This is a genomic window from Ferribacterium limneticum, from assembly GCF_020510625.1.
Lineage (GTDB): Bacteria > Pseudomonadota > Gammaproteobacteria > Burkholderiales > Rhodocyclaceae > Azonexus > Azonexus limneticus_A.
Genome location: NZ_CP075191.1, coordinates 1644360 through 1669134 on the forward strand (window position 1 = coordinate 1644360; position 24775 = coordinate 1669134).

Here is a 24775-nt window from a genome sequence, read left to right on the forward strand (position 1 = left end):
ACCGAAAGCCATTCAGATACAGGACGGTAGGCTGTGCTTAGTCTATCGCGTTCGATACCCGCCAAGCTCATCAGTGCGCTGGCCAGAGATCAATTGCCGGAATATCTCGTGCGTGGTGCAGCACGCTTGCAACCACTATTCCTTTCTCATTCGGAAAGTAAAACAGAATGTATGGCTTGGATGTTGGCCAGCTACGCATGCCAGGTGCGAGCTCGTTCCTCTCGTGCCCGATCAGCGGTTGATCAAGTAACCGGATGGCCTCTGCTTCAATTTGGTCAAGCATACGATCTGCTGTCGAGACGCTATCAGCGGCAACGTATAGCCAAGCCTCCAGCAAGTCATTCTCGGCGCTGACGGAATAGAACACACTCGCCATTAGCCAACTTTTGATGAAGCCAGAATCGCCCTGCCGCGCTCCTTGATATCGGATGTGTTGATCTCACGTACACGTCCGGCATTTATATCGGCAACACCTTGGGCAATATCCGCCTTGAGTGCCGACAAATTCGCGGCCTGAACAGCTTTATAGGCTTCAAACAAGCGCAGTGCTTCCCTGATCACTTCACTGGCCGAGCTATACATCCCGGATTCGACATGCTGGCGCACTCGGTTTTCAAGTTCAGGTGGCAAAGATACGTTGAGGGACATTGGAGACTCCAAGGTTATGTCAGATATTGACATTCTATGTCACCAACACCAAAAACCCAGACGCTTCATTCAGGGCAATCGCATGAATGTCATTCGCGTGAAAAACCACTCCCTCTCCACCAACTCGTTGGGGGAGAGGGCAGGGGAGAGGGGGGCTCTCCCTGATCCTCTGAGAAACCACCAGCCATTCGACCAAGCCCGCTAGCTGGCTAGTCGCTGGTTATCCTGCAAGCGGGTGAGGGGCTGCGTGCTTCCGTCTTACATTCGCCAAGTCCGAATGCCTGCCTTCTTCAGCCCTGTCTCATCGAACATTGCCTTGACGTCGATGAAGCAGCCACCCTTGACCATCCGGCGTGACAGATCTTCGGTGCTCAGCGCCAGATATTCCTTGTGGGCGACCGCAGCGACGATCGCGTCGGCACGGGGCAGGTCATCCCAGGCAAACAGGTGCACGCCATACTCGTGCATGGCCTCTTCCGGGTCGGCCTCCGGATCATGGACGAAGACCTCGACGCCGTAGCTTTTCAGTTCGGCAATGATGTCGGCCACCTTCGAATTGCGCAGATCGCCGCAGTCCTCCTTGAACGTCAGCCCCAGCACATTGACCCGGGCACCCTTGATGTAGCTGCCACCGGCGATCATCTGCTTGACGGTCTGCTCGGCAACAAACTTGGCCATGCCATCGTTGATGCGCCGCCCGGCCAGAATCACCTGTGGGTGGTAGCCGATCATTTCTGCCTTGTGCGTCAGGTAGTACGGATCAACGCCAATGCAGTGGCCGCCGACCAGGCCCGGCTTGAACTTGAGGAAATTCCACTTGGTGCCGGCCGCCTCCAGCACCTCGCTGGTATCGATATCGAGCCGGTCGAAAATGATCGCCAGCTCATTCATCAGCGCAATGTTCAGGTCGCGCTGGGTATTCTCGATCACCTTGGCCGCCTCGGCCGCCTTGATGCTGCGGCAACGATGGACGCCCGGCTTGACGATGCGCTCGTAAAGCGCGGCAACCTTTTCCAGCGTTTCCGGCGTATCGCCCGACACCACCTTGAGAATGGTCGTAAGCGTGTGTTCCTTGTCGCCCGGATTGATCCGCTCGGGCGAATAACCGACAAAGAAATCCCGTTTCCAGGTCAGGCCCGACTCACGTTCCAGCACTGGAATGCAGATTTCCTCGGTGGCACCCGGATAAACCGTCGACTCATAAACGACGATGGCCCCCGCCTTCATGTGGCGGCCGACTGAAGTGCTGGCCCCGATCAGCGGCCGGAAATCCGGAATATGCGCCTCGTCGACCGGCGTCGGCACAGCCACCACGATGATGTCAGCCTCCGCCAGCATGGCCGGGTCCGCCGTATATTCAGCGTGCACCGCTTGCGCCATCACCTCGTCATCAAGCTCGCGCGACGGATCCTTGCCGGCCAGGCACTGCGCCACCTTGCTGGTGCTGATATCAAAACCGATGGTTCGGCCGGTCTTGCCAAACTCCACTACCAGGGGCAGGCCAACATAACCCAGGCCGATAACTGCGACGACTGACATGATTTCTCCCAATTGAAATGCTGGATACCGTTGCGCCGATAGCGTTCTGGCATTAATCGTGAGGAGTATGAGAAATGATTGTTACAAATGATTGGAACTCGTCGCCAAGCACGTCCATAAAATTGGCGAGTACCCAGAGCAGCGCATCGGGTCGGAAGAAAGTGCAGGGGGCGACTCGCACTTCGCAGGCTCCGTTCCATTGAACGACGATCTGGCAAGTTCCTGAGCTGCACTGGTTTTCGAGATTGATGTCTGGTGGCACACCAGAAAACCCGAACAAAATCTTCCCGAAGTCGTTCGGCCTAACGCCGAGCCGTCGCCTCGCGCAGCAGCAGCCAGAAAAACGCCATGTCGTCGATGAAATAGCGCTTGAACATCCGGCGCGGCTCCTGCAGGAAGCGGTAGAACCACTCCAGGCCGCTCTTCTGCATCCACACCGGCGCCCGTTTCACCTTGCCGACCGCGACATCAAAAGTTCCGCCGACACCCATGGCAAACGGAATCTTCATTTCAGCCTGATATTTACCGAGGAACTGCTCCTTCTTCGGCGAACTGATCGCGACAAAGAGCAGATCCGCGTTGGCCGCCTTGATCTGTTCGACAACGCCGGCTTCCTCCTCCGGCTTCCAATAGCCGTTGCGATAGCCGGCAATAGGCAGGTTGGGGTACTTTTTCTGGTAAATGTTGCAGACGCCGGACACCACTTCCTCGCGGGCGCCAAGCAAGAAAACCCGCCAACCCTTTTGCGCCGAGCGCTGCATCAGCGACTCGAACAGATCAACGCCGGCCACGCGCTCCTTCAAACCCTTGCCGAGTAATCGAGAGGCCCACACCACCGGCATGCCGTCGGCGTTGATCAACGCGCAATCGTTGATGATCTGGCACAACTCCGGATCACGGCTGGCCTTCACCAGCTTGTCCACATTCACCACCACATGCTGATGCGGTTTGCCGCTGCGGATAAAACCCTCGATGGTTTGCAGGGTTTCTTCCATCGACAGGTTGTCGATCTTGCAGCCCATCATTTCGATACGCTTGTTCATTTTGCAAGTTCCCCGGCCAGAATTTCAACAATCCGCTCTGCTGCCTTGCCGTCCCACAAATGGGGGCGGCGGCCCTGTTTGCCCTCGCCGCACAACACCTTGCACGCTTCTTCGACAATGCGCACCGGGTCTGTGCCGGCCAGCACGTTCGAACCTTCATCCACCGTCACCGGCCGCTCCGTATTCTCGCGAATCGTGATGCACGGCACCCCCAGCGCTGTCGTTTCCTCCTGCAAGCCGCCGCTGTCGGTCAGCACCACGGCAGCGTCCTTCCACAAATTGAGGAAGGCCATGTAAGCCTGTGGCCCAACCAGCGTGACATTCGGCCCCAGATCAACCCCGAATTTCTCCAGATTGGCCCGAGTGCGTGGGTGCACCGGAAAAATCAGCGGCAATTCGGCAGCAATCTCGCGTAGCGCACCGCCAATGCGTGCCATCATTTCTGCGCTATCCACATTGCTGGGCCGGTGCAGGGTCACCACGCCATAGCGGCGGTTGGCAGCCTTGAATGCCGAGGTTTCAAAACCTGCGGTATCGGCATCCTTCAGCTTCTCCGCCTGATAAAGCACGTTGTCCACCATCACATGGCCGACATAATGAATTGCCGATTCCGCCTTGCCCTCGCGGCGCAAATGCTCGACACCGCTTGGCTCTGTCACAAAGAACCAGTCCGAAATGCTGTCCGTGACCAGACGGTTGATCTCCTCCGGCATCGTCATGTCGCCGCTGCGCAAGCCAGCCTCCACATGCGCGACTGGGATGTTCAGCTTCTTGGCCACAATCGAGCAGGCCAGTGTCGAATTCACATCGCCCACCACCAGCACCGCATCCGGCCGCTGTGCCTGGCAAAGCTCTTCGAAAGCCACCATGATCTTCGCCGTCTGCTGCGCATGGCTGCCGCCGCCGGCCGCCATGAAAACATCCGGCTCCGGGATGCCAAGCTCCTCGAAAAACACCTCGTTCATCTCCCGGTCGTAATGCTGGCCGGTGTGGATGATGCGGAAATCAAGCCCGCCGTGCGCCTGGATGGCGCGCACGATAGGGGCGATTTTCATGAAATTCGGCCGGGCGCCGGCAACGAGATAGATACTCGACATGCTTCAACCTACTCCAATACTTGAGTTCTGGCAGATCGCTCCTGCCGATAAAAGGAATAGCCGACAAAATCGACCTGTTTCATATGGCTAAGTGATTTTTCCAATGCGTCGAGCGAGTATTCGGACAGAGCCTTCGGGTGCCCGATCACGACAAAATCATCCAGCTTTTCTACTTGGTAGTTACGAACTGCACGGCTTATGAACGACGCCTTGAATCCGTCCATTGACACCACGCTGTACGTCGATTTGAACAGTTTTGCTGCAAGGTCATTGCGGCCAAGCGGGATGGCAGAGCCATCACCGAATGAGCGATGGCGGGCTGAACCGAATTTTTTGAACCAGGCAAGCTGCCAATAGAACGAGGGAGGCAAGCGGTAAGACGCAATCGGCACTTCCAGAAAGCGGCCTTCTGAACTGGGTAGCAGCGGGTCGTCGTCAAACCACCAGCGAGACATTGCGGGGGCGCCACGGAAATCATAAGAATGGGTTTCACTGGTTTCCAGGCCGCCTCTATAAACCGTGCTATCAAGCCATATTCCGGCATCCCAAAGACTTTCGCGGAGATCGGCGAAAGGCTGAAGTACCCACCCTCCGGCGCGGAAAGCAAACACATTGTCCGAGCCCGCAACTTCGTCAAGTTCGTTCTTGTAGCGCTTAACAATCGAGCGGATTGCTTCCGGCGAGTGATCGTGCAATCGGTAGCGATTTGTATCGATTACCCATTTTGTTCCATCCCAAACGGAGTCTTCCCAGTGAGGATGAATATGCAGCTGGATTTCGTGTCCTTGCTTGACCAGTTCGTCAAGTTGATTTCGTACTTTGCTGTAATCCGAGCGCCCGGCATCGTCTTTTCGTTCGCGAAGTCGGATCAAAAAACCTGCATCGACAAAGAACACAAGAGGGGCGGCGAAGCGGGATGCGACCTTGGATAGCGCTCGTGTCGGCTCGATCAGAGTTTTTTCAACGCTGCCAGTTTTCGCGCCAAAAAAGACCTCGTAGTCCAGCGACAAAATCAGGCGCATGAAATATCTCGCAGAGCATTCTGGACGGCATGACGCTGTTCGGGGGAAATGGTGATTTCGCCGTAAATCGACTGGCCTGCCAGCAACATCTCCAGCAACGTGACAGTGAATAGATGGGCATCAATCAAGGAAATTTCCGATTCTCCAAAAGGAATCGTCGAAATCGCACCCGAAGACTGTAAATGTGATCTCGCTCTTTCACACTCGCGTCGTGACGACAGTTGCGGATTGTGGCAAGGAGATTCGACGATGATTTCGGCGCCATCACGACCAACGCACTTGGTGACGTACTTTCTGTCCAGATACACCTCGAACGGCAGAGCCGGGCCAAGCAGGTCTTCGTAAACGTGGAAGTTGGTTACAGAGTTCAGCCCGACGCCGAACATGAGTATCTTTCCCCTACGTTTGGTTAGCTTGAAAAACGGGCTATTTGGGCCAAACGGCGTTGCATCGGCCTCGTGGCTATCGACGTAGAACCCGGCTTCTGGGCCGAGAGCGACGACAGAATGGGTCGGATGAATGCTGCGTTTTGCACCCGGATAAGCCATCAGAATGTTCGGTATCGCCCCCATGGCATTGCGTGCGGAACGAACATCAAATACCTCAGCCTTATCAAGATGTTCTCTCATGCTTGAGTTGAAGGGGAGGGCCGGCACCAGGAGTGTATGCCTCGATATATCAACGGTTTGAGCGAATAAAGCTGCAATCTCCTGAACCGGCTGCTCAAATTTGCCGATGTTGGAGATTGACGAATGAAGGATCACATCGCTATCGAATCTGAGCTGTGCCAAGGCCTGCTCCACATCCCCACGCGTGATCGATACCCGTTCCTTTCGAGCCTGTTTTTCGATTTGGCGACGACGTTCTGCTTCCTTGCGCAGGAGGGTCTGCAGCACCGGTGGCAACAGTGGAAGGATGCGTTTGGCGATCTGTTTCATATTCAGGGTCAGATTCCTATGACATGCGGCGCTCAGAAGCGCGTTCTGAAGAACGACTCAATCCGTCGAGCATTACTCGCTGGTAGGTCGATTCAAGCTTCCTGTCGATCGTCTCAATCGAGAAAAATCTACCTGCATCGCTGAATGCTTGCGCTCTGAGGCGCTCTCTTCGCTCCCTGTTCGTCAGCAGCTCAATGAGAGCTTGGGACAGCCCCGCAACATCTCCGGGTTGAGTCATCAGTGCGCTTTGGTCATGGGAAACAACATCCGGAATACCGCCAACATCGGTCGTGACAATCGGTACGCCGTTTGCCATGGCTTCAAGAATGCAGACTGGCAACCCCTCAAAATAAGATGGCAAAACCAGCACATCCGCTTGAGCAAACGCTTTTTCCTTATCAACTCCGTCGATCCAACCAGGTGTTTCAACTCGGGAATCGACCCCAAGCTCTTTAGCCAACTGGCGCACGGCATCAATGCCTTCGTCTCCCGCGACGACGAATCGGGCATCAGGAACCTTGGCAATCACGCTTGGAACCGCACGGATCAAATCGAAAACCCCTTTTTTCTCACTCAGACGGCCGAGATAGAGAACCGTTGTTGCTACGGCTCGCTTCTCCGGGAGCTGCTGCGGAACCGAGACAGGATTGGGAATAACCTCGATTTGCGCCAGAGGTTCAATCATGCCAAGCGAATGTTTCCATTGTTCGGTCAAGGCGATGACAGCAGCACTGCCGCGCAGTGTTTTGCGCACCCAGGCCTTGGCAAGGCGGCCGCACTCCTGATCGTAGAAAATGGGAAATTCGCCGCTATGCAACTGAAACACGTACGGAACGCGGTACAGCCTCGCGAGCGCACAAACCATGGATTTACGCCAGAAACTGCCTCGCGATGCTCCGTGAATGTGCATAAGCCGGATGCAACGTTTGCGGAGCAAACTGTTGATCTGCCAAAGAGCCTTAGAAGTGATGGTAATTTGAGTCAACGGGCCATCGCCTCCGCGGTAGGTCGAAACGTATTCGACATCCCACCTAGCAGAGATGCCTCCGGCAAGTTGCGTCTTGGCTACTGCAACCAAGCCGCCAGTGCCATTCAGCGCCATGCCAACGATCATGATTTTGTCGGGAGTATTGAGTGCCATATCACTTTGCCGCTTCAGCGAACGACCTGGTGCGGATGATTGGGCCGAGCCAAAGCGAATTTGAGGCAGTACCCTTCGATCGGTAAAAACCCGCCTTCCAATAATGCGGTTTTGCAACCGGCGTACCAAGGTAGTGAAGTGTGGCGACCGACGAAATGTCAGCGATTTTTTCCCAGCTGGTTTCCCCCTCGTCACGACGGTAAACGGCAATCGAACCGTTTGCATCGATGGCCCACTTGATCACCAAAATGAAATCAACCCATTTGCCGGGGTTGAGATTGGGGTCGGTCAGAAAGCGCTTGCCTCCTGTTTTTTCGGCCAGGTTTCCACCCAGGACAAACAGTCCGAATTTATCCTCTGCATGAAGCGATATTGCTGGTGGTGCCGAATAATCGTTTGGGCCATGAAGCTGAAAAAAAATGCCCCAACTCTGGCCTATTTCATTCTTTTCCGGAGGGTGCCAGTCTGCAGCCAGTTTTACCGAAATACGGTAGTACTCGGTCCCTTCTGAGCCAGTTACCCTGAAGCGGCTCGTATCCTGCCACCCATCCAGGACAACCTCGCTACGTTCGCCAGAACTGTTTTTGAAAACATCCCCCGGTTTTACAGTGAACTTTGCAACCCTCCCGAATTTCCCGTCCTGGTCCTGCTCGATAACGAATCTGTCTACCCCAACGGCGTGGATATCGTAGGCCCCTCGGGTGGCCGACCAATCCTCCACGACCGATGCTGCAACGGCCGGAGCCATGATCAAAGAATGAGCAAAAGCGGCGATGGCGAGATATTTCCTAACGGACATTGGTCACCTCCTCGTAAACCCGTAAATAGCTTTCAGAGGTATGGGACAGATCGTATTCATCGATTACGAACTGTCGGGCTGCGCTCAAACGAGACATCAGCTTTTCACCATGGATATCTGAAGCCGCTGCTTTCAACGTCCTTGCAAGTGCTTCAGGGCTATCGCTTTGAAAGTGATAACCGTGCTGCCCGTTGGCGATAACTTCCATTGGTCCCGGCAGGTCAGAAACCACGACCGGGATGCCTGCTGCCATCCCCTCGGCAACTGTCAGGCCAAAGCCCTCGTCGCGCGAAGGTTGTACCAGCAGATCGTAATTTTGAAGATTTGCGAAAACCTCTTCGCGGGATTTTGCGCCCAGGAAATTACAGGAATTCGACAAATTCTTTTTGTCTGCAAGCTCTTGCAAAAAGGCTTGCGAAGCGCCGCTGCCAATAAAGTCGATGGTCATTATTGGTACGTCGCAATCTGCATTGAGGGCTGCCAGGGCCTCAATCAGCAAATCCTGCCCCTTGGTGGCGTGAACAAGGCGGCTCACCTGGACTGCGCGCAATGGTCGTGAGGGCGGTGTGTTACGAATGGCAATGGCAGACGTACGCACGCCATTGGCTACAAGACGGGGTGAAAGCTGCGAATAGCGCTGCTTGACATCCTCCTCGACCGTTCGGGAAATGCAACAGATGGCCGAGAACCTCGTTGAGTGCTTTGACAACTGGATATGGTTTGCATGCACCGTCAGCACAAGCGGGGCAAAAATAAAGCGGCCAATTGCCGCCAGATTGTGGGCATGTGAATGCACGACATCAGGGCGGAAGAGATTGATAGCCGCCAGCATGCGAATGATCCAAAGCGGATTTCGGCTACCCTCCGGCCGCTTCAAATGCAATAGCTTGATTGATGGGTGCAGCCTGCCGGCAAGTACCGTATCAATCGCCTCATTCGCCACCAAAATCATGACTTGATGGTTTCGGCACTGTTCATTGGCAAGGTCTACCGCCAGGTTCTCAGAGCCCCCCTGCGCCAATCCCCAAGTGAAATGAAGAATACGCATCGCCTAACTACCTTGCGAGCCACTAAGCGATGGGGAAGGGGCTTTCTTGGTGAGCAGTCCGGCACGAATCAACTGAACTTTGGTGGTGCCCTTAAGCCACTGCCACTCCTTTTTTATTCTCAACCCCAGGATATTCACCGGATCAGCTTTTTCCCGCTTCAGCACTCGCGTTATTTCGTTCGTTTGGCGGTGCAGGTTGGCCAGCCCTGATTTCTGGTTCTTCTGGATTCGGAATACTGCGAGTTGTTCGCGCAACATGACCGGCTTCGAACGTTTTGCCAGCCGTGTCCACAAATCGAAATCCATGACCATGTAGAACTCCTTGTTCCAGCCACCGGCCTGCAACAAGAAATCGCGGCGGAAGAAAGCGCCCTGCTGGCGAACGATATCCGGATTGCGCTGCAAGGCATCCCAGGAAATTTCCGGGCTTGTACTGGCGATAAATTCACCGCTGGCTTCATCGAAGACGGAAATGTCGCCAATAACCCACTGAATCGCCGGGTCGGCAAATAACTCGGCCACCTTCTTCAAGGCTCCTTCGAGATAGTAATCGTCAGAGTTAATCCAGCCGACGATATCGCCGGTGGCCATCCGAAGCCCCTTGCTCAGGGCATCTGCCTGGCCCTCGTCCTTTTCCGAAACCCATTTCAGATGAGGATAACTACGAAGAATCTCGACCGTTTCATCCTTCGATCCGCCATCCACGACGATATGTTCGAGTTCGCCGATACCTTGGCTGAGCACAGATTCAATGTTCTGGCGAACATACTGCCCCTGCGCAAAAGACGGAGTGATGATTGAAAACTTCATATATATCCCTATTGGCTCTTTACAACGGAATTTGCGAAGTGGCCTTGTTGAGCCCCAGCGAATGCCCCTGAAACATTTCTGCCTGCTGCCACTGGTTCAAGACGCTGCTGCCGCATGGCCGATGGCTCCTCTTTCGAACGCAATGCCAAGGCTAGGAAAAGCATTAACGGCAACATGACGTTGGGTGAAACCAGATTGCTCGAAAAGAACGAGGTCACAACGAAATAGATCAAGCCGCCTCGGTAGACCACCGCGGCCTTGTTATTGGTGTTCCCCACCAAGAAGAAGGACGAGATTAAAAACGCCAAAAGCATGCCAAGGCCCGCCAACCCCGTCTTGATGATCACTACCGACCAGGCGATGTCACCGCTATCCACTTGGATGGCGCGACCAGTAAATGGGCTTGGAATGCCGATTTTGAAACCAAGGCTCTGCGCTAACGTAGAGTCCTCGTGGACAAAGCCAAGGCCAAACGGCCACCGTCTCGCACTATCCAGAACGTGATTCAAGCGCTCGTTCACGTGGGCGATGCGGAAACTCAAGGTTCCATCCTTTGCCGCGTTAAGGCTGAGAAAGCGGCCTTCAAAAATGGAAGAAATATCCTTGAGACTGTCGTCAACTCGATGCTCGATGGCGGTGCTGGTCGAATACGCAACCGCCACGCTAACCGTGGTGGCAGAAAGAAACAGAACCAGAAATACCGGGTTGACCAGTCGCTTGCTGAGATACAGCAGTGCCGCAACCATCCCAAGAATAGCCGAGCGTGTCAGTGAAACTATTTGCACTGACGAGAGCACGACAAAAGCCAGCCAATGGCCCAAGCGAATTGCCAGCGATTTGCCCTCGAAACTCCATAGGCGATGGTAGGCAAGCAGCAAGAAGAAGATCAGGAAATCCGGCGTGCTCAGAAATCGCTTGATATCGGTCGAACCGAGATACGGGTTGAAGTACTCGCCGCTGGGGTTGATGATTGTTTTGCCGGTGATCGGTTGTGTCAGGTAAAGCAGAGATAGCAGTATCACGATCGGGTATAGCGTACTGACAAAGCGTTCAAGTACCGGGCGTTCGACCAGCAGAAAAAGCAACAGGAAAGCCGGCCAGAAAAATACCCGTGCCGATTGCAGAGATTGCACGGGCGAGTAGGAAAAGACGGCAACGCTAGACACGAGGATGAGTAGCAGGAGCCCCATGTAAAGAACCGCAAACTTGGTCAGGAATTCTTGGGCCACGATCTTGCCTAGATCCCTGCTGCGCATCAAAAAGATTGCACCCATCGCGACATACGCATAGTCGTAAGGCTTTACCAGCAATACCGGGCTCCAGAACCAGTGGATGGGCAACAACTGAAAGCCGCCAGTGGCGAGGAAGGTGATGATCAGAAGCGATTGGCGCTGGTGATTCGTGATGAATGCAAAAATACTCCAAGAGGTAATCAGAAACAGAAGAATCCACATGATCTATCCAGCCCTTCGAAATCGAGATGCCAGGATGCCGCGCGCATCTGACCAGTAGGCGATCATCAACAAGATCAGCGCATGAATTAGGAAGTTCAAAAATACAAATTTTCCTAATGAAGTTGCAATTGAAAGGCTTACGTTCGTTATCAGTACGATTCCAATGAACAATATCGTTTTGATAACATTTCGCATTGGTGGACTCTTCGTAAGCTGCCTAAGCGAAATCTTAAGATCTATAACCAACTGTCTTCCAATTATTAGAGTGCTGAGTGCAAGCGAAATCATCATTGACATCGCAACTAAATAGCCGCTCCCTGAAATTGCAGCTGGCAAGCCGAGTAATATATTTAGGCTAACCATTAAAATTTGTGAAAAAAGTATAGTTTGGATGCGTCCCGCACCAACACAGTAGTAGTACATCGGGATTGCTAGAGTGGAGATTAGCCAGCCTAAACCTAATATCCAGCCATAAACTATAAAATCAGTCTGTATTTGGCCAATCCAAAGGATGCTGATCACAGGAAATGAAATGACGAGTACGGCCATCACCGGTAATCCGATTCCGGCAGTAAATATCATTGCCTCTCGGACAATCTGTCGTACGAAGGATACGTTTTCAGCAGAGGATGAGAGTGTGGGTAGATATGCTTGTGTCGCGGAAGTTATCAGTGCTCTTACACGCGAGACCACCTGATTTGCCATTTCGAAATGGGCTACTTCATTCAGGCCACAATAGCGGCTGAGAAGTATTTTTGTAGCTGGCTCAAAAAGCATTAGCAGTAGATTGCCAAGTTGCAGGCCGGCTGCGTATCCTAGAATTTCGCGAAAACAAGCTTTGTCCCAATTTAATGGTGCCCATTTCAATGCAGGAAGTTCTTGCCGGGTGGCTCTCCAGACAAGTATTCCCACGATAGCGGATTGCAATAGTTGGCAGGCGGCCAGTCCGGTTATATTCCAATTCTGTACCAATAATATAGCGGCTGGTACATACACGAGGTTGCCGATAATAAGTATTCGGCTTTTTATATCCATGCGTCCGCAGCCGTCGAGTGCAGATTGTATGATTGAACCTGTGACCCCGAACCAGAGTGTGCCAAGCGCGTACGGAAGAATCTCCCGAGCAGCAACAAGGTTTCCGATTGGGACAACATAGCGCATGGACTCATTTGCTATGGGATAGAGTACTAGCAAGACAAGTGCAAACGGGCAGCCAATCGAGATTAGACCGGTTTCTAAGATACGCGCAGCGTGTTCCTTATTTCCGTTTGCTAGGTGTCTGCTGACATAGCGGAGAATAGTCGTCGAGAAGCCAAGTTCGGCAAGGCGTCCAAGAGAGACGCTAGCTAGCACAACAGCCCAAAGGCCTAAAACTTCGGGGCCGAGAGTGTTGTACAAATACTTGTACAACACAAAGACTGTGGCTGTAGAAATGATGGTCTGCGCAAGGGACCAGCGTGCATTACGACCAGTTGTTCTTCGGAAGTCCACTGCTTTACCTTTGTCTCGCAACTCGTGCGGGAACGCCAATAGCAATTGCATTCGGAGGAATGTCATGAGTTACAACTGCACCGGCACCTATTATCGCGTTGTCGCCTATTGATACCCCTGGTAAAACAGTTACTCCATATCCTAGCCAAACATTTTTTCCAATTGTGATTGGCGCAGAAAAAGTTGTTTTTCGGTATATTATTCCGTCTTGATTGTGAGTAAGTGTTGTTAGAGTGCAGTGCGCTGCCACTAGCGAGTCATCGCCAATTGTTAAACCACCATTTGCCCACATATGGCAGTTCTCTCCGATGACCACGGAGCTCCCAATCGAAAGAGAATTAGCCCCGTGAATTACCGTGCCTGCCAATATTTTTGAGTTATCTCCCATTGCTTTAAGAGAGCGTGACCATATTTCTTGTCTGTAAAGTTCAATGTAAAGTGGGAAGTGAAGCCATTTAAGCAGCGTATCAAATAAATAAGTTATATCTGCAATAAAAGAAATAGCTCTATTTAAGATGACTCTTTTCATTATTGTCAATGTCTATAGCGTAAAATATTGGCTAATTTGGAATGGCTTATTTGCATAAAATAATACGCTGTTGATAAATTTCGTGAATTGAATTTTGTTGAGGTTTTATATTGATTTTTTAAAAATTAATCAATAGCAGCTCAGAGTATTTTAAGTTGCGCTATATTTTTAATTTCGCAATTTTTTGAAGGTCAATTACTGACCAATCATCTTGATCTGTGAACTTATCAGCAACTCTCGCTAGCTCGTCTAGAGGTAAATTCCACCATTGCCAAGACAGCAGTTGCTCAATCTTGTCATTATCAAATCGCATTCTGAGTATTCTTCCTGGGATGCCCCCAACGACTGCGTAGGGCAAAACATCTTTTGTAATGACGGCACCAGCTGCAATCACCGCCCCATTGCCAATCGAAACGCCATCCAGTACTAGTGCGTTCGCACCAATCCAGACATCGTTACCGATTTTTACTCGTTTGCTATCTGAGTATTTTTTTGACTTGGTGAACGAAAAATTTGCTTGCATCGCATCTGAATAGAACGCTGGATGGCTACTAATCCAATTCATCGGATGGAAACCGGGGCCTACACGAACTCCAGGCCCGATACTGCAAAATGCTCCTAGATCGCAATTTGCGATGACGGAGTACGGACTGACGTAGCTAAGCCTGCCGAGCGTGCTGTTGATGAGGTATGCCTGGGCATACACCTTGTTATATCCGTCGAACTTAGTGAGGCGGTCAACGGATGCAGTTGAATCAATCAACACGTTTATTGCGCGCAATGAGCGATAGCGCATGGTCCGTCGGAGACGGCTCAGCACAGTCCTAATAGTAGACAGCATGTAGCCGCCCTTCATCGTGCATCGTGCAGATCGGTGTTAGGCAGGGCATGCGGTCTTAGTCGCTCAGAAAATCTGCGTAGGAAATCCCAAGCCCAGTTTTAAGATTGGTCTCATTTCGCCAATCCATGGAGTGCAGCTTTCCCACATCCATCAGCTTCCTCGCCGTTCCATCCGGCTTCGTGCTGTCGAACACAATCTCGCCGCTGTATCCCACTGCCTGTTTCACCATTTCGGCCAGTTCCTTGATCGTCACGTCTTCCCCGACGCCGATGTTCACCAGTGGCGGCTCGAATTTGCCGGTCTTCGCTTCGTCGCTGCCCAACAGGCTGTCGTACTTCTCGTCCGGCAGGTTCATCAGGAAAACGCAGGCGTCGGCCATGTCTTCGCTGTAGAGGAATTCACGGCGCGGCGTGCCGGTACCCCAGACGGTCACGGTCGGGGCGTTGCTGATTTTCGCCTCGTGGAACTTGCGGATCAGGGCTGGGATGACGTGGCTGTTTTCCGGGTGGTAGTTGTCGCCGGGGCCGTAGAGGTTGGTTGGCATGACGGCGAGGTACTTGGTGCAGTACTGGCGGTTGTAGCTCCAGCACATTTCGATGCCGGCGATCTTGGCCAGGGCGTAGGGGCGGTTGGTCGGTTCCAGCGGGCCGGTGAGCAGGCTGTCTTCCTTCATCGGCTGTGGCGCCTGTTTGGGGTAGATGCAGCTGGAGCCGAGGAACATCAGCCGTTTGACCTGATGCTTCCAGGCGGCGTGGATGATGTTGGTCTGGATGGCCAGGTTGTCACGGATGAATTCGGCCGGGTATTCGTTGTTGGCATGAATGCCGCCGACTTTGGCTGCGGCGAGAAAGACGTAGTCCGGCTTTTCGCTGGCGAAGAAGGCTTCTGTGGCCGCCTGGTCGGTGAGGTCGAGCTCGGCATGGGTGCGCAGGACGAGGTTGGAATAGCCTTTGGCTTGCAGGTTTTTGACCAGCGCAGAGCCGACCAGGCCGCGGTGGCCTGCAACGTAGATTTTGGCGTTCTGGTCCATGGGTTTATTCGTGGTAATCGTAGGCTTGGAAGCCGGCCATTTTGACCAACGCATCGCGCTTGGCGGCGGAGTAGTCGGCCTGGACCATTTCCTTGACTAGTTCCGGCAGGGTGGTCTTTGGTGTCCAGCCGAGTTTTTCCTTGGCTTTGCTGGGGTCGCCGAGCAGGGTTTCGACTTCGGTGGGGCGGAAGTAGCGCGGGTCGACGCGCACGATGGTATCGCCAACCTTGATTTTGACGTCCTTGCCGGTAACGGCGGTGACGATGCCTTGCTCGTCGACGCCTTCGCCTTCCCAGCGGACCTGGATGCCGAGTTCGTTACAGGCAAATTCGACAAACTGGCGCACGCTGTATTGCACGCCGGTGGCGATGACGAAGTCTTCGGGTTGTTCTTGCTGCAGCATCAGCCATTGCATTTCGACGTAGTCGCGGGCGTGTCCCCAGTCGCGTAGTGCGGAGAGGTTGCCGAGATAGAGGCAGTCTTGCAGGCCGAGTGCCATGCGTGCCACGGCGCGGGTGATCTTGCGGGTGACGAAGGTTTCGCCGCGCAGCGGGGATTCGTGGTTGAACAGAATGCCGTTGCAGGCATACATGCCATAGGCTTCGCGGTAGTTGACGGTGATCCAGTAGCCGTAGATTTTGGCGACGGCGTAGGGGCTGCGCGGGTAGAAGGGGGTGGTTTCCTTCTGCGGGATTTCCTGCACCAGGCCGTAGAGCTCGCTGGTGCTGGCCTGGTAGAAGCGGGTTTTCTTTTCGAGGCCAAGGATGCGGATGGCTTCGAGGATGCGCAGGGTGCCGATGCCGTCGGCGTTGGCGGTGTATTCCGGGGTTTCGAAGCTGACGGCTACATGGCTCATGGCGGCCAGATTGTAGATTTCGTCGGGCTGAACGAGCTGGATGATACGGATCAGGTTGGTCGAGTCGGTGAGGTCGCCGTAGTGAAGAATGAGTTGCTTGTGCTCGACATGCGGGTCTTGGTAGAGGTGGTCGATGCGGTCGGTGTTGAAGAGCGAGGCGCGGCGCTTGATGCCGTGCACTTCGTATCCTTTGCCGAGCAGGAACTCGGTGAGATACGCACCATCCTGGCCGGTGACACCGGTGATTAATGCTTTTTTGGTCATTTTTGATCCCTGGTTGGTTTGCCGATAAACCGCTGTCGGTGTTCATCGGTAAGGGCAACTAGCAGTTGCCTTGAGAAATCGGCTTGCTTGGCGTAGGCGCGTTCCACTTCCGTGTCAATGGATGAAACACGGAAGAGCAGGCCGTCCGGGATCTGTCCTTTGAGGCCATAGCTGAGTTCGGTGATTTTTTTGTCAAAGCCATTGCTGACGACTCGGTCGGCAACGGTTATCCAATAGGTAACCGGCTCGTTGCGCAGCCCCATGCTGGCTTCGATGCGGGTTGCTGGTATGACGCCTTGTTCGGTATCCAGCTGGATGTTTTGCCTGTTTTTGAGTATGAAACCTTGGGCCGGGTAGCAGACGTCGGGCTTGTGGACCTGGTTGGTATCCGTTTGGTCCATGCCGTAGGCAATGGAAAGCATGATCCTGTAGCCTCCCGAATTGACATAGGTTCGGGACAATGTCTGGCTATAGATACGATCGAGCATTTCCTTTTGTTGCGGATCGACGATGAGTGCATGGTTTTGCGGTTCTTCCTGCCATTCTCCAAACTTGGCCGGAACCATCTTCGCCAGTTCAACCGGATCGTATTGGTCCGCAACTTTCTGCGTGGGGCGCATGGCGACCGCCAGGCCTGATGCTGCAATCATCATGGCCATGAGCAAGAAGTTTTTTCCAATTTGCTTCATGGCTGTATCCCGGATTGCTTCAAGGCTTTTTTGTTGCGAACAGTAACGAAGAGTTGCAACAGGGAATCCACGCCAATAATGAGCAACAGGGCGCTCAGGAAAAGCACCATGCCGGCGAAGCCGTGGAGAAAGCCTTGACCCGCTTCATCACCGAAGTGAAATGTGATCAGCGTTAGCACCATGACGCGGATGACGTTGGCGGTGAATGAAATGGGAACGATCAGCGTGGCCAGCGCGATGTTGCGAAATGCCGAGTTGTGTCGCACGAGGTTGAGATAGAGCAAGCCAAGTGCTTCAAGCGTGAATAGGGTGTGCAAACCGGCGCAGGCATCGGCAACCAGTAGTTTGTATTGGCCAATTTGGAGGATTACCCCCTGGCGGGCGATTGGGTATCCCGCACCGTACAGGACCGTTTCTGCCGCATAGGAGACTGCCATTTTCATCGGCATGGTTACTGCATCGACGAATGGGCTGGGCAGGGGAATCATGAAGATCATGAAAAAGAGCGGGAACCATTGCGCCTTGAGCGCCGCCGAGCCTCTGAGTAGCAGCAGCAGTGCGGCAATGAGCCAGACCAGCGAACCGATTTCGAGGATCAGAATGTCCTGTGATCGGCCGACGACATAGAAAACAAGCCCAAGCAGGAAAACGGGCCATCCCCATACCGAGGCGCTTTTGCCTTCGCTGAGTCGCATTGCTTCAGGCCATTTGCGATAAAACAGCCAGCAGGAAATGGCGAGGACAATTGGCCCATGTGCCTGTTCATCCTGTCTCCAGAGCCCTCGAAAGAGATCGGTAAAACTGGGGATGTACATTGCTGCAAGGCCAAGGGCAACGATCACCCAGGCGTACAGGGCAAGTTGTGCCGCTTCTTTCTCGGCGCTGTAGGGGGTGTTCATCTTCATCATGGCGGCGGGGGATTAGAAATCCGTTACTGCCATGCCGACGACGACGGTGCCAACCCGGCGCAACGAGCTGGTGAGTTCCTGCAAACGCCTGGCAAACGTGAAATTCTTGCGAACGATGACCAGGGCAGCCCCGGCCCGTGAGGCAGTCATCGTCGCATCGGCCGTATTTCCGGCCGGGGTGTCGATGATTGCAATGTCGTACTTGTGCCGGCTGTAGGTCAGTACCGACTCGAAGGTGGGGCGGGCAAGCAGTTCTTGCGGATTGGGTGGAACGGCTCCCGCTGGCAGAACGGAAAGCCCCAGAAGGCCGGTGACACGGCAGATCGCGTCGGTTACGGGGACTCTGCCGGAGAGCACGGCGGAGAGCCCGGGTTGGTTGCCGAGGCAAAATAGCTCGTGCTGGCGCGGTTTCCGCAGATCGGCGTCGATCAGGAGTACGTTTTCACCGAGTTGAGAGAACACAACGGCCAGGTTGGCTGCCAGATTGCTGCGCCCTTCGCTGCTGTCCGGGCTGATGACTGCGAGCGAGCGGTTGGGGGAATCCGGATTCAGCTCCCGCAGCATCAATTGCGAGCGCAAGCCGCGAAGTTGTTCTACCGCGGGCGAGAAAGGCTCGAATGCGGCGATTACCTCTTTGCTGATTCTGGTATCTCCGGCCAGCAGGTAGGGGTAGTCGAATTGCCGGGAAAGGCAGTGTTGAAGCTCTTCCTGGCTGATCAAGCCAAGCTGGATTGCGGCCTCGCCGAAGCGCAGGCCTTTTTCTTTCTGTAGTTTGAGAATGTTCTCCGCAGACTCGGGGGTGATTCGCCCTGCATCGATCAGCATCGAACCGATCGAATGCCCGGCAGAGGTGCTGTGAAAGGCTCCGGAGATGACAGCTTCAGGCATGCTCGCGACGTTCATGACGGTTTGGCTCAGGCAGTTTTTGGGGTGCGGTTGGGGAGCAGAGCGGAAATGCGGCTCCAGAATTTATTGCCTTGCGGTTCCGGCTCAAATTCGACCAGCACAGGAAGGTCGACAATGCTTGCCAATTCTTCAGTCGAGCGAATTCGGCGATTGAGCAGTTCGAGTGTCAACGCTGCGCCTACGCCAAGCAATGCGCCAAGGAAAATGGAGATCAGTACGTTGAGGAAGACTCGTGGCTTCGAGGCTTTAAGCGGTTCGTTGGCGGGGTTGAGCACGGAAACGTTGGTCTGGATGCTCTGTGATTCGAGACGGCTTTGCGTGGTGCGCTGGCCGATGGCATCGAAGGCACGTTGGGCGGTTTCGACTTCGCGGACGAGCAGGGAGATTTCGTCGCGCTGCTCTTTCAGTTTCAAGATCCTGGTTTTCTGGGCGTTGACCGCAAGCACCAGTTCGCCTTCCTTCTGTTTGCTGATGTTGCCGGCGGTGCCGATGGCGCTGGTGATGCGGCCGATTTCGGCGTTCATCTTGCTCTTCAGTTCGGCCAGTTCGGCTTGCGAGCGCAGGTATTGCGGGTGGTTTTCGCCAAAGTTGCCGGAAACTTCCTTGAGTCGCGCCTCGAGGCGGGCGATGTCGCCCTTCATCTGGCTGACCAGCGGGCTTTGCATGACTTCCGGCATGGTGTCGGCGCTGCCGGTGCTCTTGCGCTTGCTGCTGGCGTCGGTGCCCTGGGCCTGGGCGACGGTGAGTTGGGTGGAGAGTTCGTTCAGTTTCTGGGTTTCGTAGTCGAGGCGTTCGTCGGTGGCGACGATGCCGGATTTTTGCTGGTAGTCGGAGAGCGCTTTTTGCGCGGTCTCAAGGCGTTCGCGGTATTGCTTGCTCTGCTCGTCGAACCACTTGGCGTTCTGGCGGGCCGGTTCGATGCGCAGTTCGAGATTGACGTCGATGTAGGCTTGGGCGAAGGCGTTGGCCATGGTGGCCGCAAAGGCCGGGTGGCTGCCGGAAAAGCTGATGGTGATGACGTTGCTGTCACGAGCCGGCTTGACGTCGAGCCTTTTCAGCAATAGCGCGGCCAGCCAGGGGCCGATCTGGCCCTTGCCTTCGGTGGCTTCCTGCCATTGTTCGCGGATGGTCGGGTTTTCATCCAGACGGAGCATGCGGACGACTTTGTTGGCGACGCGCTCGCTGTTGATGATGTCGACCTGGGTGGCCATGTAGGCGGGGGCCATCAGGCCAGGCAAGAGAACGCCGGCAACGGGATCAGGGGATTTGACGTCAAGGACGACGGCGGTGCTGGCTGAAAATTCTTCGGGAAGGATCAGGCTTATTCCAAGCACGGTGAATATCGTGCCCAGAAAGATGTAGATCACCAGCTTGCGGCGCGCCCAGAGGATGAGCAGGAATTGTTGCAGGGTCATGGTGGGGTGGCCTTAGAACAGGCTTTCGCGTACGTAGATGACGTCGTCCGCCAGGACGGGCTCGTGGGCTTCGAGGGAAAGCTTGGTGATTTCGCCACCGGGCATGCGGCGGTTGACGCGAATTCGGCTCTCGGTGCCGCGCAGGGTGGGGCCGCCGGCCTGGGCCAGGGCTTGCTGCACGGTCATGCCGCGCTCGATGCGGTAGGAGCCGGAGCGCTGGGCTTCGCCGTAGATGTAGAAGACCGGGGCGCGGTGGATGTAGAGGATGTCGCCGCCGGCGACGAGGACGTCGTCTTCGCTCTTGTTGTTGATGAAGATGGCGGGGAAGTCGATTTCGCGGCGGAAGGGTTTGCCTTCGCGGATGCCGGTCATGACGATGGTGTCGGCGCCTTGCGGGGCAATGCCGCCGGCCATGGCGAGGACGTCGGAAATGCGGTTGTTGGCGGTTTCGAGCGGGAAGCGGCCGGGGCGGTTGACCTGGCCGAGTACGGAGACCTGGTTGCCGCGCACCTGGATGAGGATGATGTTGACCTGCGGTTTCTGGACGAATCCGCCGTCCTTGAGGCCTTGAGCGATGCGCTTTTCGGCGGCTTCGATGCTCAGGCCGCCGATGTCGACGGTGCCGATCAGCGGGTAGGTGATGGTGCCGCTTTCGGAAACGCGGCTGTCGAGGGTGAGGTCGGGGTTCTGGAAGACGACGATGCGGATGGCGTCGCCCTGGCCGAGTTTGTAGTCGACATTGGTGCGCGGCTCGGCGACGGCCGTTGTGGCGGTCAGCGAGAGCGCGCTTAGCAGCAGCCAGAGGGTGGCCAGCAGGCGGTTGATTGCCTTGGTCATTGAGGAGGCTTCCTTGTGGGTGGCGGCGCTGATCATTTCAGACCGGCGACGCCTTTTTCGATGGCGCTGGCGACCGGCTTTTCAGTGCCGGTGGCGGCCGGGGCGGGGGCCGGTTCTGCGGCCGGGGCGGCAGCTGGTGCGGCAGCCGTTGCGGCCGGTTGGGCGGCTGGCGTTGCGGCGGGCTTGGCGAAATCGCCGACCAGTTCGATCTTGGCGGCTTCTTTCAGCTTTTTCATTTCTTCGGCCACGGCCTTGCCGTTGCGCTGGTTTTGCAGGAATTGCTGGATGCGCGGCTTGGCGGCGGCTTCGTCGACCGGGGCGGCCTGCGAAGCGACGATGCGCATGACGAAGGCTTGTTGCGGGCCGTCGATCAGGGCGGTCTGGCCGTCTTTCATCTGGGCCAGCTTGGGCAGCAGTTCGAGCGGCAGTTGTTCGGCGGCACGGACGCCGGCGTTGCCGCGGGCGGGGATGTTCTTGCTCTTGAGCCAGGCGGCGATTTCTTCCATGGGCTTGCCGGAGGAGACGATTGCCTTGAGTTCGTCGAGCGGCGCGCCGGTCTTGGCGATGGCCAGTTCCTGCATGTTGTAGAGGCGGCGCTTGGCGAAGAGGTCAGGGTGCTCGTCGTAGTATTTCTTGATCTCGTCGTCGGCGGCCTTGGGCTGGGCGGCGGCGATCTGCTCAAGATAGGCGCGGGCAAGGATTTCGCGGCGGGCGGATTCGATGTTGAGCAGCACGTCGGGGTTGCGGTCGAGCTTCTTGGCGATGGCTTGTTCGACGGCGATCTGCTGGTCGACGAGGCGATCGAGGATTTCCTTGCGGGCCTGGGCGGCGTTTTCGTTGGTGACGCCGGAGGCCTTGGTGAGGACGGCATTGATTTGATGAACCGAGATTTCGGCGCCATTTACCTTTGCTGCGACCTGCGTCGCACCCTTGCTCCCGGACTTGTCGTCATTGCAGCCGGCAAGCGGCACGGCGATGACCAGGGCGCAGATGAGTGAAGGCAGGGTTTTCTTTGCGGTATTGGCAAACATCGAAAGCGATTCCTTTTAAGAGATGGGGGCTATGACAACCGGAAGGCGATTCTAGGAAGCTTAGATGTCAAAATGATTAAGGCCGCGATATGCGGATCAGTCCGCTTGTTTTTTGCGGCCATTTCCCGTGCCGGCGGGAATATTTGCGCTAGGGAGGAAATATTTCCTGTTTCCTGGCCGCGATGGTGTGGCATTTTTTCAGCCGCAGATGCGATGGGCGCGACCGGCCTTTACAAAAATATACAAATCTCTATGCATCTGGAATTGACGTAGCGGCGCGGGTTTTCGCTACTCTAGTCTGATCGGACTAGGTTTTTCGCGGTTCCGCATGAGGGTTTTCGAAATATTTGACACGCAAGATTACTGTCAGGGTGGTATTGCCTTCGCAAATTGAGGGCGTGTCACTGATATTTCGATACGATAGAAGGAGTTTCCCCATGACCTTTAGACTCAAACCCCTGGCCGCTGTTTTCCTATTGGCAATCGCCGCTGCACAGGCCAACGCAGCCACCGTAACGCTGGATGGCGAGCATTTCACGATCAGCTATGAGACGGAGGCGCAGTACCTGTTCGGCGTCCCTCGCTTGGTCGATTCGACGCTGGTTTTCGGGCCGAGCGGTTCGGGTTTCGCGGCCAAAAGCTATGGCGGTAACAACGTTACCAATGCGACGTTTTCTTTCTTCATCACCGCTGATCCCGGCTACAAGGTCTCCAGCTTCAATCTGTATGAAGGCGGCGACTACATGCTGATTGGCGACGCCAGCGTGGTTTCGCTCGGCGGCGAGCTCCGCGTCAAGCCGGTGGGTGAAGCAGTGATGACTGCAGCCATCAGGCCAAGCCTGCCGCTGACCACCCATACCTCGTTTGAACGATTTGCGACGACCGATTGGGATACGACTGCCAGCATCAGACCAACGGCTAAGCTGACCAGTGCCCAGGTCAGTATCGAGAATATGTTTTACTCCTTTGCTTCCTCCAGCCAGCGCGGCTACGCCTTTATTGAAATGAAGAACGTCGAACTTGGCTTCGTTTTGACGCCGATTCCGGAACCGGCGTCTTACGCCATGCTGCTCGCCGGCCTCGGCATGATGGGCTTCGTCGCCCGTCGGCGCAGCCAGGGTTGATTGAGGCGGGGTGAATAAGGGGCCGGGAAGTTTCCGGCCCCTTTCTTACAGCGCGAACCCGGTATTGCCTGGCAAACTTCGGGCCTCTCGCGGAAACATCCGCTCGGCATTGGCATCCAGAGGCATATGCGGGAATTTTGTCTGGACCAGATCGATGACGGCCTGGGCTTGTTGCCGATCTCGACTTCTTTTTATGGCTTCCCGGTCGGGCTGATCGCTCAGCCATCGCTTGTAAACAGCAAATGCTCGCGGGTCGGGGCTGACCATCGGGGCAGGCAAGCCATCCTGACCGATAACCACTGAAGCAAACTTTTCGCTGGCTAACAGCCATTTGATGTTCGGCAACCAACTCGGCCTTGAGTCGTTTTCGGCCAGCAGATTTTTTTCTCCCCGTTTCCGGGGGGGATTGGGTGTCTGTTTCACCAGGTCGACGTAGAAACCCTCCTTGTTGATTGCCCGGAAGCTGCCGCGCCCCGTGGCCTCAAACGAGCGATCGACCTTGCGGAGAATGGCCAGGACTCCTGCGTCCATGACCTCATTGTCGAGCAAGGCCAGTTTCAGCCGGGTCTGCGAATCCCAAAGAAGATCGACATCCGTCGTGGCTAGCAGCCCTGAGTCGAACATGACGCCAGCAACCGATTCGTAGCCGTACATCGCGTTCGTGCCGATCACCATCAAGTTTTTGCCCAACAGCCCATAGTTGTCGAGTTTGCGAAGCAGCGCAGCAACCAGGGACGGTACGCGATTGATCAAGACGCCGCGTGCCATACCGGCAAGTTCATGGACCGAAGCCTCCAGGGAGGCTTCCCGTTCTTTTGCCCTTGCCTTGCCGGCAATAAACTCCTCGTAGATGGCTTCTGTTTCCGGAGATCGTCTCCCAAAACCTTTTGTGCCCCCTCGGCGATTGATCACCTTGACGAGATAGTCCTGGCCATTGACCGACTTCCAGTGAAAGCCACCGGCATACTGTTGTGCTGTGCGAACAGCTTCCCGGTAGCCTTCATAGGTTTGCTTCAGATCAATCGATATTCGCCGTTGATTTGATGATAACTCACTGAAATTCATATGTTTTCCTTTCATCTGTTAAAAAATAGCAGATTGAAAGGAAAATATCAAATAATCATTGTGTTAGGTTGGTTATCTCTTTCTTGGCCTGACCGGCCGATCAGGGTGGTTGCATGAAGGTGAAAAATTGCCCCCTCTCCCCGGCCCTCTCCCCCAACGTGTTGGGGGAGAGGGGGTGGGTTTTCACGCGAATAGGATTTGCGCGAATGCCAGGCTTTGTGCCGGACGAGGCGGGAATCCAGAAAAATCA

Annotated in this window: 25 protein-coding genes; 1 reads left to right on the forward strand and 24 read right to left on the reverse strand. The window is 55.0% G+C overall.

Translation table 11 applies throughout. From position 1 onward, the window contains the following. Positions 1–70: 70 nt before the first annotated feature. The 23 genes from KI617_RS07805 to KI617_RS07920 all read right to left on the reverse strand — a co-directional run bounded on the left by KI617_RS07805 (position 71) and on the right by KI617_RS07920 (position 22336). A complete protein-coding gene (locus KI617_RS07805; RefSeq protein WP_226451438.1) occupies positions 71–376 on the reverse strand; it encodes a type II toxin-antitoxin system RelE/ParE family toxin in 306 nt (101 codons plus the stop codon). Next, positions 376–648, reverse strand: coding sequence for a type II toxin-antitoxin system ParD family antitoxin (locus KI617_RS07810; RefSeq protein WP_226451439.1), 273 nt, complete (start codon positions 646–648; stop codon positions 376–378). The genes KI617_RS07805 and KI617_RS07810 overlap by 1 nt, the downstream gene beginning before the upstream one ends. A gap of 258 nt (positions 649–906) precedes the next feature. Next, positions 907–2187 (reverse strand): nucleotide sugar dehydrogenase, encoded by a 1281-nt coding sequence (locus KI617_RS07815; RefSeq protein ID WP_226451440.1) that lies wholly within the window; start codon positions 2185–2187, stop codon positions 907–909. Positions 2188–2489: 302 nt separating this feature from the next. Then, entirely contained in the window at positions 2490–3230 is a 741-nt protein-coding gene (locus tag KI617_RS07820; protein WP_226451441.1) for a WecB/TagA/CpsF family glycosyltransferase, read from the reverse strand. Further along, entirely contained in the window at positions 3227–4327 is a 1101-nt protein-coding gene (gene wecB, locus KI617_RS07825; RefSeq protein ID WP_226451442.1) for a non-hydrolyzing UDP-N-acetylglucosamine 2-epimerase, read from the reverse strand. Before wecB ends, KI617_RS07820 begins: the two co-directional genes overlap by 4 nt. A gap of 8 nt (positions 4328–4335) precedes the next feature. Further along, positions 4336–5349, reverse strand: coding sequence for a polysaccharide deacetylase family protein (locus KI617_RS07830; RefSeq protein WP_226451443.1), 1014 nt, complete (start codon positions 5347–5349; stop codon positions 4336–4338). After that, complete coding sequence (locus KI617_RS07835; RefSeq protein ID WP_226451444.1) at positions 5340–6287, reverse strand: AAC(3) family N-acetyltransferase; 948 nt, start codon at positions 6285–6287, stop codon at positions 5340–5342. Before KI617_RS07835 ends, KI617_RS07830 begins: the two co-directional genes overlap by 10 nt. A 16-nt stretch (positions 6288–6303) precedes the next feature. Further along, positions 6304–7428, reverse strand: a complete 1125-nt coding sequence (locus tag KI617_RS07840; protein WP_226451445.1) for a glycosyltransferase family 4 protein — start codon at positions 7426–7428, stop codon at positions 6304–6306. Between the two features lies 1 nt (position 7429). After that, positions 7430–8227 carry a heparin lyase I family protein gene (locus KI617_RS07845; protein ID WP_226451446.1) on the reverse strand — a complete coding sequence of 266 codons (798 nt, stop codon included), beginning with the start codon at positions 8225–8227 and terminating at the stop codon, positions 7430–7432. Then, positions 8217–9275: a glycosyltransferase family 4 protein gene (locus tag KI617_RS07850; protein WP_226451447.1), complete on the reverse strand. Its 1059-nt coding sequence runs from the start codon at positions 9273–9275 to the stop codon at positions 8217–8219. Before KI617_RS07850 ends, KI617_RS07845 begins: the two co-directional genes overlap by 11 nt. A gap of 3 nt (positions 9276–9278) precedes the next feature. Continuing rightward, entirely contained in the window at positions 9279–10085 is an 807-nt protein-coding gene (locus KI617_RS07855; RefSeq protein WP_226451448.1) for a glycosyltransferase family 2 protein, read from the reverse strand. Positions 10086–10093: 8 nt separating this feature from the next. Then, positions 10094–11539 carry a hypothetical protein gene (locus tag KI617_RS07860; RefSeq protein ID WP_226451449.1) on the reverse strand — a complete coding sequence of 482 codons (1446 nt, stop codon included), beginning with the start codon at positions 11537–11539 and terminating at the stop codon, positions 10094–10096. Between the two features lie 3 nt (positions 11540–11542). Beyond that, positions 11543–13081 carry a lipopolysaccharide biosynthesis protein gene (locus KI617_RS07865; protein WP_226451450.1) on the reverse strand — a complete coding sequence of 513 codons (1539 nt, stop codon included), beginning with the start codon at positions 13079–13081 and terminating at the stop codon, positions 11543–11545. Beyond that, positions 13035–13559, reverse strand: coding sequence for an acyltransferase (locus KI617_RS20450; protein WP_319004142.1), 525 nt, complete (start codon positions 13557–13559; stop codon positions 13035–13037). The genes KI617_RS07865 and KI617_RS20450 overlap by 47 nt, the downstream gene beginning before the upstream one ends. Before the next feature lie 160 nt (positions 13560–13719). Further along, complete coding sequence (locus tag KI617_RS07880) at positions 13720–14355, reverse strand: CatB-related O-acetyltransferase (RefSeq protein ID WP_226451451.1); 636 nt, start codon at positions 14353–14355, stop codon at positions 13720–13722. Positions 14356–14455: 100 nt separating this feature from the next. Continuing rightward, a complete protein-coding gene (locus KI617_RS07885) occupies positions 14456–15430 on the reverse strand; it encodes a GDP-L-fucose synthase family protein (RefSeq protein ID WP_226451452.1) in 975 nt (324 codons plus the stop codon). A 4-nt stretch (positions 15431–15434) separates the two neighbouring features. Then, positions 15435–16550 carry a GDP-mannose 4,6-dehydratase gene (gene gmd, locus KI617_RS07890; protein ID WP_226451453.1) on the reverse strand — a complete coding sequence of 372 codons (1116 nt, stop codon included), beginning with the start codon at positions 16548–16550 and terminating at the stop codon, positions 15435–15437. Then, complete coding sequence (gene epsI, locus KI617_RS07895) at positions 16547–17239, reverse strand: exosortase-associated protein EpsI, B-type (protein WP_226451454.1); 693 nt, start codon at positions 17237–17239, stop codon at positions 16547–16549. Before epsI ends, gmd begins: the two co-directional genes overlap by 4 nt. Continuing rightward, the gene (gene xrtB / locus KI617_RS07900; RefSeq protein ID WP_226451455.1) at positions 17236–18147 is read right to left on the reverse strand and encodes an exosortase B; all 912 of its coding nucleotides are present in this window, start codon (positions 18145–18147) and stop codon (positions 17236–17238) included. The genes epsI and xrtB overlap by 4 nt, the downstream gene beginning before the upstream one ends. A 12-nt stretch (positions 18148–18159) precedes the next feature. Further along, entirely contained in the window at positions 18160–19035 is an 876-nt protein-coding gene (epsG, locus tag KI617_RS07905; protein WP_226451456.1) for a chain length determinant protein tyrosine kinase EpsG, read from the reverse strand. Positions 19036–19061: 26 nt separating this feature from the next. After that, positions 19062–20468: a chain length determinant protein EpsF gene (epsF, locus tag KI617_RS07910; protein ID WP_226451457.1), complete on the reverse strand. Its 1407-nt coding sequence runs from the start codon at positions 20466–20468 to the stop codon at positions 19062–19064. 12 nt (positions 20469–20480) lie between these two features. Beyond that, a complete protein-coding gene (gene epsE / locus KI617_RS07915; protein ID WP_226451458.1) occupies positions 20481–21341 on the reverse strand; it encodes a polysaccharide export protein EpsE in 861 nt (286 codons plus the stop codon). Further along, positions 21338–22336, reverse strand: a complete 999-nt coding sequence (locus tag KI617_RS07920; RefSeq protein WP_226451459.1) for an EpsD family peptidyl-prolyl cis-trans isomerase — start codon at positions 22334–22336, stop codon at positions 21338–21340. The genes epsE and KI617_RS07920 overlap by 4 nt, the downstream gene beginning before the upstream one ends. A gap of 437 nt (positions 22337–22773) precedes the next feature. Between KI617_RS07920 and KI617_RS07925 the strand changes: the two genes are divergently transcribed. Beyond that, positions 22774–23460, forward strand: a complete 687-nt coding sequence (locus tag KI617_RS07925) for a PEP-CTERM sorting domain-containing protein (RefSeq protein ID WP_226451460.1) — start codon at positions 22774–22776, stop codon at positions 23458–23460. 45 nt (positions 23461–23505) lie between these two features. Here KI617_RS07925 and KI617_RS07930 read toward each other — a convergent pair whose 3' ends face one another. Further along, entirely contained in the window at positions 23506–24525 is a 1020-nt protein-coding gene (locus KI617_RS07930) for a GSU2403 family nucleotidyltransferase fold protein (protein ID WP_226451461.1), read from the reverse strand. Positions 24526–24775: the final 250 nt, after the last annotated feature.